The organism is Nocardia sp. NPDC058633, from assembly GCF_042717045.1.
In the GTDB taxonomy this organism is placed as follows: Bacteria; Actinomycetota; Actinomycetes; order Mycobacteriales; family Mycobacteriaceae; genus Nocardia.
The window spans coordinates 1-15985 of record NZ_JBHXRA010000001.1; the positions used below are offsets into that span (position 1 = coordinate 1).

Genomic DNA, 15985 nt, shown 5'->3' on the forward strand with positions numbered 1-15985 from the left:
GGACCGGCGACCCGGCCGCGACCGGCCACTGCGTGGCCGCCGCTCCCTCGGGGTCGCGGGTGCGGGGTCGGCACCGCGGGGAGGTGCTGGTTTGCGTCCGCGGTGGCCGCTGCGTCGGATGTGCTGGTCAGGCGTCCGCGGTGGCCGCTGCGTCGGATGTGCTGGTCAGGCGTCCACGGTGGCCGCTGCGTCGGATGCGGTGGCTTCCGCGGGCTTGCGGCGGCGCCTGCGGCGGGCGGGCTTGGCGGCGTCGTCGCCCTCGGCGGGGGCCGATTCGGGGGCGTCGGCGGCTTGGCTGGTGCTCGACTCGGTGGTCGCTGCTTCGCCTGCCTCGGCGGGCTTGCGGCGGCGGCGCCTGCGGCGGGCCGGCTTGTCGCCGTCGGCCGCGTCGTCGGCGTTGCCCGCCGACTCGGTGGTCGTGGTCGACTCGGTGCCCTCGGTGATGGGGGTGCCCGCGCGGGTACGGCGACGGCTGCGCGAGGACTTGGGGCGCTCGGTGCGCTCCTCGACTACGGCGTCGTCGTCACGGGTGGGGGCCGCGGACTTGCGGATCACGCCGGTGATGCCCTCGGGGATGCCGAGTTCGCTGTAGAGGTGAGGGGAGCGGGAGTAGGTTTCGGCGGGGTCGGCCATGTTCAGGCCGAGCGCCTTGTTGATCGACTCCCAGCGGTGCAGCTCGTCCCAGTCGATGAGGGTGATCGCGACGCCGGTGCGGCCCGCGCGGCCGGTGCGGCCGATCCGGTGCACGTAGGTCTTCTCGTCCTCGGGGCACTGGTAGTTGATGACGTGGGTGACGTCGTCGATGTCGATACCGCGCGCGGCCACATCGGTGGCGACGAGCACGTCGATGCCACCCTTGCGGAACTTGGTCAGCGCCTTCTCCCGGGCGATCTGGCCGAGATCACCGTGGACGGCGCCGACACTGAACCCACGCTCGGCGAGATCGTCGGCCACCTTCTGCGCGGTGCGCTTGGTGCGGGTGAAGATCATCGTCGCGCCGCGGGATTCCGCCTGCAGCACGCGCGCGACCAGCTCGGCCTTGTCCATCGCATGGGCGCGGTAGACGAACTGCGCGGTGCGGTCGTGCACCGCGGAATCGTTGGCCAGCTCGGCGCGGATGTGCGTCGGCTTGGTCAGGAAGGTGCGGGCCAGGGTGATGATCGGGCCCGGCATGGTGGCCGAGAACAGCATCGTCTGACGCTTGTCGGGCACCATCGACAGGATGCGCTCGATATCGGGCAGGAAGCCCAGGTCGAGCATCTCGTCGGCCTCGTCGAGGACGAGCACGCCGATCTTGCCGAGGATCAGATGGTTCTGGTTCGCCAGATCCAGCAGGCGGCCGGGGGTGCCGACGACCACGTCGACGCCGTCACGCAGGGCGGCGATCTGGGTGTCGTAGGGGCGGCCACCGTAGATGGCGGCGACCTTGAGCGACCCCTGGTGGTTGGTCAGGTACTTGCTCGCGTTCTCCAGGTCCTTGGTGACCTGGATGCACAGCTCACGCGTCGGCACGATGATCAGCGCGCGCGGGGTGCCGTCGAGCGGGGTGGTGCCGTTGTCGGCGGTGGCGATGCGGTGCAGCAGCGGCACACCGAAGCCGAAGGTCTTGCCCATGCCGGTGCGGGCCTGGCCGATGAGGTCGTCGCCGGCCAGGGCCAGCGGCAGGGTGAGTTCCTGAATCGCGAAGGTGCGTTCGATCCCGATCTCACCGAGTGCGCGCACGATTTCCTCGCGCACGCCCAATTCGGCGAAACTCGGCGGGATGTGAGTGGTGTCCAGTTCGGCCGTCAGGAGCGTCTCGGCGACACCGGGTTCCTGTTCGACAGTGATCTTGCTCAGTGTTCGTGCCTTCCTCGTCATTGCATCTCGCACGCACGAGGTGGGGCGGGCCGGTCGGCCCGCGACGACCACATATCCGCCTGTGATACTCACCGGGGCCTGCGCCGGATAACCATCGCCGACCAGGCGTTACGCGTGGTCTGCTTCGACGGTGTCATCGGCGCGGCGCTGCGGTGATGCGGATTCGTTGCGCGCACATTTTCTCGGACGACGCCCGTCCGCCCGCGCGCTGCGCCGGTGGAGTGCTTCGCCCGCGGAGTATGTGCTCCGGCGTCGAAACTAGCGTTGTCCACGGAGATTGTAGCGTGATATTCTGCGCAATCCGAATTTCGACGTGGCCGAATGTTGCGCGAAATCGGGCTCGCCACAGTTCGCGTGCGCACGAGTGGTGTGTCGCAGCGCAATTCATGGGATACGGATTTTCGCACGGATCCAGAGGTGTAATCGAGCTCACTGGTACCGCCGGTACCACGTGTGAGACATTTTAGGCGTGAGTATCACCGACACCGTCACCACTGCCGCGCGCAACGCGTGGGCGCTGAGCTTCGGCGCAGGCATCGAGCCCGTCGAACCGGCGCCATCGACCGTGCTGTGGGACGAGCCGCATCGCCTGCTGCGTCGCTACGATACCGAATTCCAGTCCGCGGCAAGCGATTCCGCTGTGCTGTTGGTGCCGCCGCTGGCCGCGCCCGCCACCTGTTTCGACCTGCGCCGCGATCAGAGCCTGGCCCGCTATCTGGTGGAGACCGGCCGCGCGCCCTACCTGATCGACTACGGCGACATCTCCTTCGCCGACCGCCGGATGGGCTTCGAGGACTGGGTCACCGACATCCTGCCCGAGGCGATCCTGCGGGTGAGCGCCGATCGCGGCGGTGCGCCCGTCGACCTCATCGGGTGGTCCATCGGTGGCATGTTCTCGCTGCTCACCGCCGCCGCGAATCCGGAACTGCCGATCCGTTCGGTCACCGGGGTCGGCCCCCCACTGGACTACGACAAGATGCTCGGCATTCCGCAATTGCGCGCCGCCGCGAGCCTCACCGGCGGCTGGGGTGCCACCGCCCTGGTTCGGGCCGCGGGCGGCATTCCCGCCCCGCTCACCAAGTTCGCCTACCGCGTCGCCGCCTACGACCGTGAACTGGCGCGTCCCGGGTTCATCGCACGGAATATCACCAACACCGAAACCCTCGCCAAAATGGAGTCGATCGACCGATTCCAGGCCGCCATGCCCGGCTACCCCGGCCGCTTCTACAACCAGCTGTGGGGCCGGATGATGCTGGCCAACGACATCGGCAACGGCAAACTCGAACTGGCCGCCCGCACCATCGAACTCGCCGAGGTGCGCGTGCCGGTGCTGCTGATCGGCGGCGAGTCCGACGTGATCACCCCCAAGGCGGCCGTCGAGGCCGGATTGCGCACGCTGACGGGTTCGCCATCGGTGACCTACGAGGTCGTGCCGGGCAGCCACCTCGGCATTCTCACCGGCCCACAGGCCCGCGAAACCACCTGGGCGCACCTGGACAAATTCCTGGCCGAACGCGACTGATCCCCGATCGGACCAAGCTCGGAGGGAACCTGAGAACGCTGTCGGGTCGGTCCGCCGCCGATTCAGTGTCGGTGGTCTGTGTCACGCTTTCCGACGATGAGCCGCCATACGAGCTTCCGGTATCAACTCGACCCTACGGTCGAGCAAACCGTGGTGCTCGCTCGTCATGCTGGAGCTGCTCGGTTCGCGTTCAACTACAGCCTCGGTGTTGTCACAACTGCCCTCCGCTTCCGTAAGAGCTCACCGGACCATCGGGTGCCGTGGACTGGCTTCGATCTGATCAACGCGTTCAACACCTGGAAGAAGTCCGAAGCCGCCGGACGGGTGATCGCCGTCGACCGAGACGGAACAGCCGAGGTGGTGGTGACCGGTCTGGCGTGGCGGGCCGAGGTCTGTCAGCAGGTGTTCGAGGAAGCCGCTGTCGACTGCGGACATGCCCTGAAAGCGTTCTCGGACTCCAGGACCGGGAAACGTGCGGGTGTGCGGGTCGGGTTTCCTCGTTTCAAGAAAAAGGACAAGACCATCCCGTCGTTCCGGATTCGGAACAAGCACTCCAAGACCGGGCGAACGAAGATCCGGGTCGGCGACAACGGCAGTCCCAGGTCGGTGACATTGTCTGGAATCGGCGCGATCCGGGTGCGGGCAGATACTCGCCGGTTGCGGCGTCTGCTTAACAAAGATCGGGCAAGAATCCTGTACGCCACCGTGTCTTATCGGGCTGCGCGGTGGTGGATCAGCCTGACCTGCGAAGCGTCCGATCTACACCCGGCTCACCGTCATCAGCCGCGAGAACTGGGCGATCATGGTGGTTGGGTCGGGATAGACCGCGGGTTATGTGCGTTCGCTGTTGCCGCGACCGCCGATGGGGCCGAAGTCGCCCGCATCATCGCGCCCAAACCCTTGATCGCCGCCCTGGACAGGCAACGCCACCTGGCGAAGTCGGTGTCACGCAAACAGAAAGGTTCACATAACCACCGGCAAGCGACCGCCAGGCTGGCCCGCCATCATCACGGGGTTGCCAACATTCGTCGTCACTTCGCCCATCAGGTCGCCAACACGCTGGTCAAAACCCAAGACCGGCTCGTAATCGAAGACCTGTATGTGGCGGGGATGGTGCGAAACCGTCGTCTGGCGCGGGCGATCAGTGATGCCGGATGGGCGGATTTCGCCCGCTTGTTGACCTATAAACAGGCATGGCGTGGTGGCGTGGTCGCTATCGCCGATCGTTGGTTCCCATCGAGTAAACGATGCTCGGTCTGCACGACGATCAACTCGACCCTGACATTGGCGGATCGGGCGTTCGACTGCGAGTGCGGGTTTCGCGGCGATCGTGATCTCAACGCGGCGGTCAACCTCGCGCAATGGCCGATGATTCACCAAGACTTCTCACGATCCCCGGACCCCCGAGCAGGGGGCCGGGTCACCAAAGTCCGCCGACAGATCGGCTCTGACCGACGCTCTGTGAGTGTTGGTGAAACCAGCCTGGTTGACGCGGAAACCGCACCTCAAACCACGTCGGTGGCATGAGGTGAGGATGCCCGGGAAGGGCGGTGTCCGGACGCGATCAGAGCATTCGGACACGCTGTATTGTTGGTAGTCATGGGAGCCCAGATCTCTGCCGCGCCGGAATTCTTCTCGTCCTCACCGCTCGCCGCGGACCACGCGGGGGTGACGGAGCTGTTCGCGGTCCTCGCCTACGGTGAGCTGTCCGCGTTCTACCGGCTCGCCGAGGAAGCCGAGCAGGCGCCGTCGCTGCGTGGGCGCATCGGTGTCGCCAAGATGGCTGCCGCCGAACTCGCCCACTTCGAGACCCTCGAGGCGGCGCTCACCGCGCGCGGTGCCGACGCCGAGGCCGCGATGGCGCAGTACCAGGGCGCGCTGGACTCCTACCACGCCTCCACCGACCCCTCGACGTGGCTCGAGTCGATGGTGAAGTTCTACGTGGCCGACGGCTTGGCCGCCGACTTCTACACCGAGATCGCGGGGGCGCTGCCCGCCGAGGTCTCCGATGTGGTGCGCGATGTGCTCGCCGAGACCGGACACTCGCAGTTCGTGGTCGACGAGGTCCGCAGCGCGGTGGCGGCCAGCCGCTCCGAGCGCGACCGCCTCACCCTGTGGGGGCGCAGGCTGCTCGGCGAGGCGATCACGCAGGCGCAGTTCGTGATGGCCCAGCGCGACGAACTGGCCGAACTGGTCCTCGCCGCCACCGGCGACCTCAACGGCATCGCGACGTTGTTCGATCGCATGCAAGAACGTCATTCGGCTCGTATGGCCGAACTCGGCCTGTAGTTCTCGGTTCCGCGGGTCCTCACCCGCCTGCCGCGCGGACTTGCACCAAGCGGAGTTCCGGTGCGCGGGCGGCGGTTTCACGCGGCAGCCAGATGACGACCTGCTGGTCGTTGTCGGCGGACAGCGTTTGCACGGTGTAGGTGAGGGTTCCCCGGGTGGGGTGTTCGAAGCCGAGCAGGGTGGGGATGTCCTCGGCCAGTCGGTGGGGTTGCCAGCGGCGGGCGAATTCGAATTCTTCGCACAGGGTGGTGATGACGCCCGCGATGCGTTCGTCGTCGGGGCGTCGTAGGCGCGTTCTGGCGAGCTGGTCGGCGAGGTGATCGGCGAACTGGGGCCAGTCGGTGACCGTGGTGCGGGCCAGGGGATGACGGAAGGCCCACACGGCGAGGTTGACCATGTCCGGGTTGTCGAGCAGGCCGAGCGGGGTGGCCAGATCGGCCCATGCGCTGTTCCAGGCGAGCACATTGGCTCGGGGGCCGAGAGTGAATGCCGGGGTGGGGGCGAGTGCGTCGAGGACGCTGCGAAGCGCGGCGGGCACCTGGTCGAGGGCTGGATCGAAAGTGGTACTCGGGCACCGTGATTCGCTGCCCGTGGTCAAGGCCAGCCAGCCGAAATGGGCCCGCTCGGTGTCGTTGAACCGCAGCGCGGTGGCGAGGGCGTCGACGACAGCCATCGAGGGGTTGGTGTCGCGGCCCTGCTCGATGCGGGCCAGATAGTCCGCGCTGACACCGGCCAGTACCGCGACCTCTTCCCGGCGAAGGCCAGGGGTGCGGCGCCGACCGCCGCCGGGCAGGCCGACGTCTTCCGGTCGCAGCTCGGCCCGACGGGCGATGAGAAGTTGCGCGAAGGCCGACCGGCCGCCGGGGTGCTCGGTGGAACCTGCGCCTGTCATGTCTCGATCCTGCCTGGTCACGGAACTTTCAGCCACGCCCTACGGGGACCAGGATAACGGCGGTCTGGTTAGCGGACCGCAGTCCGGTCAGGGTGGAGCCATGACCTCCTCGACACAGACACAACCGCTGAAGACCGGATCCTGGGCCCTCGACGCCGCCCACTCGTCGGTCGCGTTCACCATCCGCCACCTCGGGATCGCCAAGGTTCGCGGCGGGTTCACCCGCTTCGAGACCGAGTTCGTCGTCGACGACACCGGCGCGGCCACTCTCGGCGCCACCATCGAACTCGACTCCTTCGACACCGGCAACGCCGACCGCGACGCCCACATCCGGCAGGCCGACTTCCTCGACGTCGCCAACCGCCCGACCCTGAGTTTCCGTGCCACCCAGCCGGTTCGGGTCGGCGAGACATTCACCGTCACCGGCGAGGCCACCCTGGGCGCGATCACCCGGCCGCTCACCCTCGACGTCGAATGGGGCGGCATCGCCGACTTCCCCGACGGCACCCGCCACGCGGGCTTCTCCGCCACCGGCGCCATCAAGCGCACCGACTTCGGCGTCGGCGTCGCCATGCCGGGCATGCTCTCCGACACGGTCAAGGTCGAACTCGAAATCGAACTGATCGAACCCTGATCGCCTGATTTCGCACGAGCCGTTCGCTCACAGCGCAGGCGGCTCCGACACCGCTGTCGGGCCGCTGCACTAGCCTGGAAGCTGACAACACAGGACTCTTACGTTCGGAGGTTGGCCGTGGAGGTCAAGATCGGTATCTCGGATAGCCCGCGAGAGCTCGTCATCAACAGTGCGCAGAGCCCTGACGAGATCGAGGCGCTGGTGTCCGATGCGCTGAGCGGCTCCGCCGGCGTCGTGTCGCTCACCGACGAGAAGGGCCGCAAGTTCCTGATCCAGGCCGCGAAGGTCGCCTACGTGGAAATCGGTTCCCCGGCCACCGGCCGCGTCGGCTTCGCCACCGTCTAGCTGTTCCGCTTCGGAAAAAATTACGGCCTGCCACCCTCTCGGATGGCAGGCCGTAATTCGTCTGGGGCGCTTGTCAGAGGTCCTGGGCGTGCGCGCGCTGGGCGGCGGTCAGGGGGACGTGCTTGAGGCCGCCCCAGGCGAGGGACACCGTGGTGTCGACTGCCTCGTCCTTGGGGACAGGACGATCGGCTTCGAGCCAGTAGCGCGCCGAGAACTGGCTCGCCCCCACGAGGCCGACGGCCAGGATTCGTGCCCGATACGGATCGAGACCCGAGTCGTGGGCGACCAGGTCGAACACCGCGTCGACGCAGGCCTCGGTGGCCTGCTCGACCCGACGCTGCACCTGCGGTTCGCTGGTGAGGTCGGATTCGAAGACGAGGCGGAAGCCCTGCATCTCGTTGTCGACGAAATCGAAGTACGCGGCGACCGCGGCCCGCACGCGCTGCTTGTTGTCGGTGGTGGAACGCAGCGCCTGACGCACGCTCGACACCAGGATGTCGACGTAGTTCTGCAGCACCGCCAGGTACAGCTCCAGCTTGCTGGCGAAGTGCTGGTACAGCACCGGCTTGCTGACCCCGGCCACCTGAGAGATCTCGTCCATGCCCGCCGCGTGGTAGCCGCGCTGGACGAAGACTTCGCTGGCGGCGAGCAGCAACTGCTGGCGGCGCTCGTCGCGAGGCAAGCGGGTGCCGCGTTTGGCCGGGACCGTCTCCGGCACCGATCGGCGCGAGGGCATGCGGTCCACGAGGTCAGTCATCTCGGCTCTCTTAGTAGTTTCCCCCGGCCGAGGTGTGCGGTCCGGGTATCCCACGAACGATACTCGCACGGTGTTCCCCCTGCGTCTCGCCCTGGAAATGTAGTACCAGTCCACACAGTTCGCCGGGCCGTAACCGCGCGATCTCCTCCGGCCGCCCGCACGGCGGATTTGCGCACTGTGAGAATCTGATGGGGTGACCGACCGGATGGATGACCGTGCCGACGGCGGGCGCGATGCCGCTCGCTCCACGCAACCCGCCGAGTCCGGTGCTGTCACGTCGGCGCCGGAGGGGCGGGAACTGCAGGTCTACGACCCGCTCGGGCTCTATCAGCCCGCCGACCGATCCCGCCAGCCCCTGCGGGCCCGCTGGAACCCCACCGACGGCGACAACGGCCGTCCGCGCAGCCCCCAGCGGGAAGCGAAGAAGCAGAGCGCGCTCGGCCGATTCGTCTCCGCCTATGGGTGGCGGGCCTACGCGTTGCCGGTGCTGCTGGCCATCACCGTGCTGGTCGTCGTCGACGCGGCCCGCACCGGCCCGATGCCGCCGCCCGACGATCCGGGCTTCGGCGCGCTGAGTCCCGCGGTGGCACAGTCCGGCATCATCGGCGCACCCCCCGGCGACGGTGAGTTCCCCGCCGATCTACCCCTGGGCGCGCTGCCGGAGGGCGGCGAGTACGCCGACCGCGCGGCAGGGACCTGGCATGTCGTGCCCGGCACCAGCGCCCAGGTCGGCGCGGGCACCGAGCGCGTGTTCCGCTACACCGTCGAAGTCGAGGACGGTATCGACACCACACCGTTCGGTGGCGACGCCGCCGTGGCGAAGATGGTGGAGACCACCCTGGCCAACCCGAAGAGCTGGACCCACGATCCCAAGTTCGGTTTCCAGCGCATCGACGCCGGTGACGCGGACTTCCGGCTTTCGCTCACCTCGCGCGAGAGCACCCGCGCCGCGTGCGGATTCGAGATCCCGATCGACTCGTCGTGCTACAACGCCGGCCTCGACCGCGTGGTGCTGTCGGAGGTTCGCTGGGTGCGCGGTGCCCTGGCCTTCGACGGTGACATCGGCTCCTACCGGCAGTACCTGATCAACCACGAGGTCGGCCACGCCATCGGCTATCACGGCCACCAGCCGTGCGAGACCGACGGCGGCCTCGCCCCGATCATGATGCAGCAGACCTTCGGTACCGAGAACAACGACATCGCCCTGCTCGACCCCCACGGCGTGGTGCCCGCCGACGGCAAGAGCTGCCGCTTCAACCCCTGGCCGTACCCGCGCGGGTAGCGACCTCGTCCATGCGGGAACATGAACGGGGAAGAACAGCGCGGCAGGTCTTGTTGTAGTCAGCAGAGCGGCCACCGGTTAACGGCCGCGCCCGCCGCCATAGATACAGGAGTTCTCACGTGTCTCTCCCTGGGACGTTGCCGCCGCTCGTCGAGCCGGCCGCGGAACTGACCAAAGACGAAATCGCTCGCTACAGCAGGCACCTGATCATTCCCGATCTCGGTGTCGACGGTCAGAAGCGGTTGAAGAACGCCAAGGTCCTGGTGATCGGTGCGGGCGGCCTCGGCTCGCCCGCCCTGTTGTACCTGGCCGCCGCCGGTGTCGGAACCCTGGGCATCGTCGAGTTCGACGAGGTCGACGCCTCCAACCTGCAGCGCCAGATCATCCACGGCGAATCCGATATCGGCCGGCCCAAGGCCGACAGCGCCCGTGATTCCATCCTCGAGATCAACTCCGGAATCGATGTGCGGCTGCACAAGATTCGCCTGGAGCCCGAGAACGCGGTCGAGCTGTTCGCCGAATACGACCTGATCGTCGACGGCACCGACAACTTCGCCACCCGCTACCTCGTCAACGACGCCGCCGTCCTCGCGGGCAAGCCCTATGTGTGGGGCTCGATCTACCGCTTCGAGGGCCAGGTCTCGGTGTTCTGGGAAGACGCACCGGACGGGCGCGGCATCAACTACCGCGATCTGTACCCGGAGGCCCCGCCGCCGGGAATGGTCCCGTCCTGCGCCGAGGGTGGCGTGCTCGGCGTGCTGTGCGCGTCGATCGGTTCGGTGATGGTGACCGAGGCGATCAAGCTGATCACCGGCATCGGTGAGACGCTGCTGGGCCGCCTGATGGTCTACGACGCGCTGGACATGAACTACCGCACCATCAAGCTGCGCCGCGACCCGCAACGCGAGCCGATCACCGAACTGATCGACTACGACGCGTTCTGCGGTGTGGTCTCGGAAGAGGGCACCGCCGCCGCGGCCGGGTCGACCATCACCGCCGCCGAACTCAAGGATCTTCTCGACGGCGACAAGGTCGAGTTGATCGACGTGCGCGAGCCGGTGGAGTGGGACATCGTCCACATCGCGGGGGCGACCCTGATCCCCAAGGACCGCATCCTGTCCGGTGAGGCGCTCGCCGAACTGCCGCAGAACAAGCCGATCGTGCTGCACTGCAAGACCGGCATCCGTTCGGCGGAGGCGCTGGCCGCGTTGAAGCGCGCCGGGTTCGCCGACGCGACGCATCTGCAGGGCGGCGTGGTGGCCTGGGCCAAGCAGGTCGATCCGTCACTTCCGGTCTACTGACCCGATAGCTACCGGTTCGCGACCTCGCCGTGTATTGCGGTGAGGTCGCGAAGTGGAGTATCACAGCGTGCCTTGGGACGACTCCGGTCATCGCGGGGTTACCGTACGGCCGTGACCTCAGTCGAACCTCCCGAGCATGTGCGAGCCACATTCGGGCTTCGCGAAGTGACACCGGTTTCCCTCGGAGACTGGGACGGTGGTTGGCGCCTGGGCGATGTGGTACTCAGCCCCGTCGCCGATCACGCGCGGGCCGCGTGGTCGGCGAAAGTGCGTGAACACCTCGCGGTCGACGGATTGCGGGTGGCTCGTCCCGTTCGCGCCACCGACGGCCGCTATGTCGTTTCCGGGTGGCGTGCCGACACCTACGTCGACGGCGCGCCCGAGCCCCGCCACGACGAGGTCGTGTCGGTTTCGCTGCGCCTGCACAAGGCGACCGCGGAACTGGAACGCCCCCGCTTCCTGGTTCAGCCTCCGGTCGCCCCGTGGGTCGACGTGGACGTGTTCGTCGCCGCCGACCGTGCCGCCTGGGAGTCGGTCCCGCTGCGCACCCTGCGCGCGGGCGGGGTGCCCGTCGCCACGACTCCGGACGGCCAGCGGTCCCTGGAGCTGATCGGCCAGCTCTCCACGCTGCGCAAACCGGTTCGTAGCCCGGACCAACTCGTGCACGGCGATCTCTTCGGCACGGTCCTGTTCACCGGCGCCCACACCCCCGCCCTCACCGACATCACCCCCTACTGGCGTCCCGCCACCTGGGCCGCCGGTGTCGTCGTCGTGGACGCACTGGCCTGGGGCGGTGGCGACGACGGTTTACTGGACCGCTGGGCGACCCTGCCCGAATGGCCCCAGATGTTGTTACGCGCCTTGATGTTCCGGCTGGCTGTCCATGCGCTCCACCCGCGCTCCACCCCCGAGGCCTTCCCCGGCCTGGCCCGCACCGCGGACATGGTCCGTCTGGCGCTCTAGGGCGTTGGTCGCACAGCGCAGAGCCACGCTCGGAAGAATCTCCGAGCGTGGCTTCGCGCAGACGGGTTTCACACGTTGGCGTAGGCCAGCGAGGGCATCTTCTCGGTGGCGAAGGAAGCACGCAGGTAGAACCACCAGGTGACCCCGGCCATCACCAGGAAGGCGCCGGCGTAGGCCCAGAAGGCGGGGGCCATGGAGCCGAAGTTGATGTTGGACAGGCGAAGTGCCTGCTGGAGGATGAACCCTCCGAAGGCGCCGACCGCACCGATCACCCCGATGGCGGCACCGGCTTGGCGGCGGGCCGAGGCCTGCGCCTCGGTGATCTCCATGCCGTGTTCGGCGGCGTACTTCTTGGCGGTGGCACCGAAGATCGAGGGGATCATGCGGTAGGTGGAGCCGTTGCCGAGGCCGGTCAGCACGAACAGCAGCAGGAACGCGGCGAGGTAGAGCGGGAAGCTCTTCATCGACAGCGCGGTCATGATCAGCGCGACGGCGATCGCCATTCCGCTGAAGACCGACACCGTGATGCGGGCCCCACCGACCTTGTCCGAGATCCACCCACCCACCGGACGGCTGAACGATCCCACGAACGCACCGAGGAAGGCGAGGTTACCGACCATGCTGATCCAGCCGATCTGGGCCAGATGCGGGAAATTGGCCTTGATCAGGGTCGGGAAGGCGAACGAGAAGCCGATGAACGAACCGAAGGTGCCGATGTAGAGAAACGACATGATCCAGGTGTGCGGATTGGTCAGCGCCAGCTTGTAGGACTTGCCGTCGGCCTTCGCGGAGACGATCGAGTCCATGTACCGCAGCGCGCCGAACGCGGCGACCAGGATGAACGGCACCCAGACCAGGATGGCCAGGGTGATGCCGAAGCGGTAGCCCGCGGCGTCCTTGGCCAGCAGATGCGTGCCAAGGGTGATGAGCAGGGGCGCGGCCAGTTGGGTTTGCGCGACTCCGAGGTTGCCGCCCGCGGCGTTGATGCCGAGCGCGGCGCCCTTCTTTCCCTCGGGGAAGAAGAACGAGATGTTGGCCATCGAGGACGAGAAGTTGCCACCGCCCACACCGGCGAGCGCGGCCAGCAGCACGAAGACCCACATCGGGGTGTCCGGCTGGTTGACGAACAACGCCATGCCAAGGGTCGGGATCAGCAGCATTCCCGCGCTGAAGACGGTGAAGGCCCGGCCACCGAACCGGGGGACCGCGAAGGTGTAGGGGATGCGCAAGGTCGCGCCGACCAGGGTGGGGACAGAGGTCAGCAGCAGTGCGTTGGCGACGGCGGTGGGGTTACCCTTGCCGAGTCCTTCCAGGAAGGTGAAGCCGGCGGCGCCCATCGCGGTGACGATCGAACCCCACAGCACCCAGACGCTGAAGCCCAGATTCTCGGCGAACACAGAGAACCACAGGTTCTTCTTGGCGGTCTTTTCCCCGCCCGATGCCCAGAACTTCGGATTGTCGGGTTCCCACTGGGTCAGCCAGCGACCCTTCTTCTGATATTCGAACGACGGAGATTCCGTCGCCTGGCCGGTGGCGGCGATTGCGGTCATCGGCTTCCTCTCGATCGTGCGCGTTGTGCGGTGTCGAGATAAAGCTAGGAGCCGGTTGTTGCGTGGCAATGGCCTCAGGTGACGTTCCGGCCAATTCGGGCTCACCGCCAGAATTCGGGGGAGGTGACAGCCTGGTTACCTGGATTCAGCAACGGCGACGACTCGGGAGTTCAGCGGTCCGGGTATTCCGCGATGAGCGACCCGAGGAAGCAGTTGGCCGCTCGCACGGCCCGTTCGGAGTCGCCGTCGATGACGGCCTGCACGAGCTCGGCGTGCTCGGTGTCGTAGGCGTCGTCGGATTTCGCGGTGCGCGCGTGGATCACCTGCTCGATGATCGGCAGCAGCGAATCGTAGAACTCCAGATACACCGCGTTGTGGCTGGCCACGACGATCGCGCGGTGCAGTTCGACGTCGGCGGCGATGGCCACCGGGTCGGCTTCGGCCCAGTTGCGGTTGCTGCGTTCGGCGAGCAAGCGCTGCAGGGAGGCGATGTCGGCGTCGTCGCGGCGGCGCGCGGCCAGGCCCGCGGCGGTGGTGTCGAGGGCTTGGCGTAGTTCGAGGATGTCGCGTTCGTGCGCGTCGGCGAAGTACTTGCCCAGGGTGCCGCCGACTTCGGAGGTGGCGATCACGTAGGTGCCCGAGCCTTGACGGCGTTCGAGCATGCCGGCGTGGACGAGCGCCTGGACGGCTTCGCGCACGGTATTTCGACCGGTCCCGGTGAGCTCGGTGAGCTCGGGTTCGGTGGGGATTCGTTGGCCTACGGGCCAACGGCCGGAACGGATCTCGGCCCGAAGCTGCTCGGTGACCTGAGCGATGAGGCTGGTTCGCCGGACGGGTTGCACGTGTGCAAGGGTACCGCCCATCACAAACCATTGCCCCTATCATCGGGTCATCCTATGATTTCTGCATGCCGCCCTTGCATCAAACCTTCACGCCGCTGCGCGAATCCGGGCCGAACTCGAGCGCCGGGTCGACTGGCGTGGGCGGCCGACCGGTGGCAGGCGACGCGGTGGGCTCGTCCTCGGTGAGTTATCCGAGTCCTCCCGAGACCGACGCTTCCGAGGTCGGTGTGCGGTCGCTGATCGAAGGCCGCCTGCTCGTGCTGGCGGCCATCGTCATGTCGGCGCTGACGCTGCGCGCCGCGGTGACCGCGTTCAGTCCGCTCGCCGAGCAGATCGGCGCCGAGGTGGGGTACGGGACGGGGATCGTCGGAGTCTTCGGCATGTTGCCGACCGCGATGTTCGGTCTCGCCGGGCTCATCACGCCGCTGATCGTGCGTCGCGTCGGCCTCGAACGAACCGTGTTCGTGGCGATGCTGCTGGCCGGCGCCGGGTCGCTGGCGCGAGTGTTCTCCACCGGGACCGGCGAACTGCTGGCGTTCTCCGGGGTGGCGCTGGTCGGCATGGGTATCGGCAATGTGGTGATTCCGCCGCTGGTGAAGCGCTATTTCGGCGATCACCTGGCCGCGATCAGCTCGCTCTACATCGTGATGGTGCAGCTCAGTACCGTGATCCCGGCCTTCGTCGCGGTGCCGGTGGCCGAGGCGCACGGGTGGCGGATCTCGATGGGGGTGTGGGCGCTGGTCGGCTTCGCGGCCGCGATCCCGTGGTTCGTCGTGCTGCGCGATCGGCGTGGTCGCGACACTGTCGACACCACCGCGCTGCCCACCGCGGCGCCCGAAACCGGCAAAGTCTGGCGTTCACCGGTGGCCTGGGGGATGGCGGGCATGTTCGGCATGACCTCGCTCACCACCTACGCGATGTTCGCGTGGCTGCCCAAGATCCTGTCCGACGCGGGCGCGAGCGCCGGCTTCGGCGGCAGCATGGTCGGCTTGTTCGCGCTGATGGGGCTGATTCCGGCGCTGGGTGCGCCGACCGTGGTCTCGCGGATGCGCAACCCGTTCCCGGTTGTCGTCGGCTGCATGGTCCTGTTCGTGACCGCTTTTCTCGGCCTGCTGGTGGCGCCGATGCATGCCCCGTTGCTGTGGGTCGTGCTGCTCGGACTCGGCCCGTCCACCTTCCCGATGGCGCTGACGCTGATCAACCTGCGCACCCGCACACCCCAGGGCTCGGCGGCGCTGTCCGGCTTCACCCAGGGCGTCGGCTACGCGGTCGCCTGCGTCGGCCCGCTGCTGTTCGGCATGCTGCACACCTGGACCGGCGGCTGGCTGGCACCGTTCGGCCTGCTGTTGGTCGCGATCGGGGTTCTGCTCGCGGGTGCCTGGCAGGCGTGCAAACCGCGCATGCTCGAGGACACCTGGTAGATGCCGACTGATTGACGAGTCGAACCCGCCGGGAACAGGCCGACGGATCGAATTTCTCACCGTCGGTCACCCGCCGAAGTGCGGTGCGCGTGACTCTGCCCTAAAATCCCGGAAAGCGGCACAGATCACACCCTCACCAGGGTTTCCGAAGATTTCTTGCCGCTTCCTTACGCGCGGAAATCGTTGCGTCACATGCCCGAAACAAAAGGGCTGATCTCACCTCCCTGATCGGGTGAAGGTGAGAAACCGTTGATTCGCGCGACATTTCCCGCAGCATTTCGGCAATACCCATTTCCTACCGTTGGGCCATCGCACTTTAGGGAGGCC

At 67.3% G+C, this 15985-nt stretch carries 14 protein-coding genes; 9 read left to right on the forward strand and 5 right to left on the reverse strand.

The annotated features are described in order from the left end of the window. Positions 1-165: 165 nt before the first annotated feature. On the reverse strand, positions 166-1860 hold the full coding sequence (locus ACFWUR_RS00005) for a DEAD/DEAH box helicase (RefSeq protein WP_378899343.1): 1695 nt from the start codon (positions 1858-1860) through the stop codon (positions 166-168). A gap of 469 nt (positions 1861-2329) precedes the next feature. Between ACFWUR_RS00005 and ACFWUR_RS00010 the strand changes: the two genes are divergently transcribed. From ACFWUR_RS00010 to ACFWUR_RS00020, 3 genes are all read left to right on the forward strand, one after another. Then, complete coding sequence (locus tag ACFWUR_RS00010) at positions 2330-3382, forward strand: alpha/beta fold hydrolase (protein ID WP_378899346.1); 1053 nt, start codon at positions 2330-2332, stop codon at positions 3380-3382. A gap of 96 nt (positions 3383-3478) precedes the next feature. Next, the gene (locus ACFWUR_RS00015) at positions 3479-4909 is read left to right on the forward strand and encodes an RNA-guided endonuclease TnpB family protein (protein WP_378899349.1); all 1431 of its coding nucleotides are present in this window, start codon (positions 3479-3481) and stop codon (positions 4907-4909) included. A 72-nt stretch (positions 4910-4981) separates the two neighbouring features. Beyond that, the gene (locus ACFWUR_RS00020) at positions 4982-5671 is read left to right on the forward strand and encodes a ferritin-like fold-containing protein (RefSeq protein ID WP_378899351.1); all 690 of its coding nucleotides are present in this window, start codon (positions 4982-4984) and stop codon (positions 5669-5671) included. 19 nt (positions 5672-5690) lie between these two features. On the opposite strand, the gene ACFWUR_RS00025 is transcribed toward ACFWUR_RS00020, so the two are convergent. Next, positions 5691-6563, reverse strand: a complete 873-nt coding sequence (locus tag ACFWUR_RS00025) for a helix-turn-helix transcriptional regulator (protein WP_378899354.1) — start codon at positions 6561-6563, stop codon at positions 5691-5693. Between the two features lie 100 nt (positions 6564-6663). On the opposite strand from ACFWUR_RS00025, the gene ACFWUR_RS00030 reads away from it, so the two are divergent. After that, positions 6664-7197: a YceI family protein gene (locus ACFWUR_RS00030; protein ID WP_378899357.1), complete on the forward strand. Its 534-nt coding sequence runs from the start codon at positions 6664-6666 to the stop codon at positions 7195-7197. A 117-nt stretch (positions 7198-7314) separates the two neighbouring features. Then, entirely contained in the window at positions 7315-7542 is a 228-nt protein-coding gene (locus ACFWUR_RS00035; protein ID WP_266292485.1) for a DUF3107 domain-containing protein, read from the forward strand. A 73-nt stretch (positions 7543-7615) separates the two neighbouring features. Here the strand turns inward: ACFWUR_RS00035 and ACFWUR_RS00040 are convergent, their stop codons facing one another. After that, positions 7616-8299, reverse strand: coding sequence for a TetR/AcrR family transcriptional regulator (locus ACFWUR_RS00040; RefSeq protein WP_378899360.1), 684 nt, complete (start codon positions 8297-8299; stop codon positions 7616-7618). Positions 8300-8504: 205 nt separating this feature from the next. Between ACFWUR_RS00040 and ACFWUR_RS00045 the strand changes: the two genes are divergently transcribed. The 3 genes from ACFWUR_RS00045 (at position 8505) to ACFWUR_RS00055 (ending at position 11845) form a co-directional block, all read left to right on the forward strand. Beyond that, positions 8505-9581 (forward strand): DUF3152 domain-containing protein, encoded by a 1077-nt coding sequence (locus tag ACFWUR_RS00045; RefSeq protein WP_378900517.1) that lies wholly within the window; start codon positions 8505-8507, stop codon positions 9579-9581. Positions 9582-9700: 119 nt separating this feature from the next. After that, positions 9701-10882 carry an adenylyltransferase/sulfurtransferase MoeZ gene (gene moeZ, locus ACFWUR_RS00050; protein WP_378899362.1) on the forward strand — a complete coding sequence of 394 codons (1182 nt, stop codon included), beginning with the start codon at positions 9701-9703 and terminating at the stop codon, positions 10880-10882. Between the two features lie 111 nt (positions 10883-10993). Continuing rightward, positions 10994-11845 carry a TIGR02569 family protein gene (locus ACFWUR_RS00055; protein ID WP_378899365.1) on the forward strand — a complete coding sequence of 284 codons (852 nt, stop codon included), beginning with the start codon at positions 10994-10996 and terminating at the stop codon, positions 11843-11845. Between the two features lie 68 nt (positions 11846-11913). Here ACFWUR_RS00055 and ACFWUR_RS00060 read toward each other — a convergent pair whose 3' ends face one another. After that, complete coding sequence (locus ACFWUR_RS00060; RefSeq protein WP_378899368.1) at positions 11914-13395, reverse strand: MFS transporter; 1482 nt, start codon at positions 13393-13395, stop codon at positions 11914-11916. A gap of 170 nt (positions 13396-13565) precedes the next feature. Continuing rightward, positions 13566-14237: a FadR/GntR family transcriptional regulator gene (locus tag ACFWUR_RS00065; protein ID WP_378899371.1), complete on the reverse strand. Its 672-nt coding sequence runs from the start codon at positions 14235-14237 to the stop codon at positions 13566-13568. A 275-nt stretch (positions 14238-14512) separates the two neighbouring features. Between ACFWUR_RS00065 and ACFWUR_RS00070 the strand changes: the two genes are divergently transcribed. Then, positions 14513-15658, forward strand: coding sequence for an MFS transporter (locus ACFWUR_RS00070; RefSeq protein WP_378900520.1), 1146 nt, complete (start codon positions 14513-14515; stop codon positions 15656-15658). Positions 15659-15985: the final 327 nt, after the last annotated feature.

What these genes read in the sequence shown, in the direction of transcription:
- ACFWUR_RS00005 (WP_378899343.1), bottom strand. Translation starts at nt 1,860, where the DNA reads ATGACGAGGAAGGCACGAACACTGAGCAAGATCACTGTCGAACAGGAA.
- ACFWUR_RS00015 (WP_378899349.1), top strand. Translation starts at nt 3,479, where the DNA reads ATGAGCCGCCATACGAGCTTCCGGTATCAACTCGACCCTACGGTCGAG.
- ACFWUR_RS00020 (WP_378899351.1), top strand. Translation starts at nt 4,982, where the DNA reads ATGGGAGCCCAGATCTCTGCCGCGCCGGAATTCTTCTCGTCCTCACCG.
- ACFWUR_RS00025 (WP_378899354.1), bottom strand. Translation starts at nt 6,563, where the DNA reads ATGACAGGCGCAGGTTCCACCGAGCACCCCGGCGGCCGGTCGGCCTTC.
- ACFWUR_RS00030 (WP_378899357.1), top strand. Translation starts at nt 6,664, where the DNA reads ATGACCTCCTCGACACAGACACAACCGCTGAAGACCGGATCCTGGGCC.
- ACFWUR_RS00040 (WP_378899360.1), bottom strand. Translation starts at nt 8,299, where the DNA reads ATGACTGACCTCGTGGACCGCATGCCCTCGCGCCGATCGGTGCCGGAG.
- ACFWUR_RS00045 (WP_378900517.1), top strand. Translation starts at nt 8,505, where the DNA reads ATGGATGACCGTGCCGACGGCGGGCGCGATGCCGCTCGCTCCACGCAA.
- ACFWUR_RS00060 (WP_378899368.1), bottom strand. Translation starts at nt 13,395, where the DNA reads ATGACCGCAATCGCCGCCACCGGCCAGGCGACGGAATCTCCGTCGTTC.
- ACFWUR_RS00070 (WP_378900520.1), top strand. Translation starts at nt 14,513, where the DNA reads ATGTCGGCGCTGACGCTGCGCGCCGCGGTGACCGCGTTCAGTCCGCTC.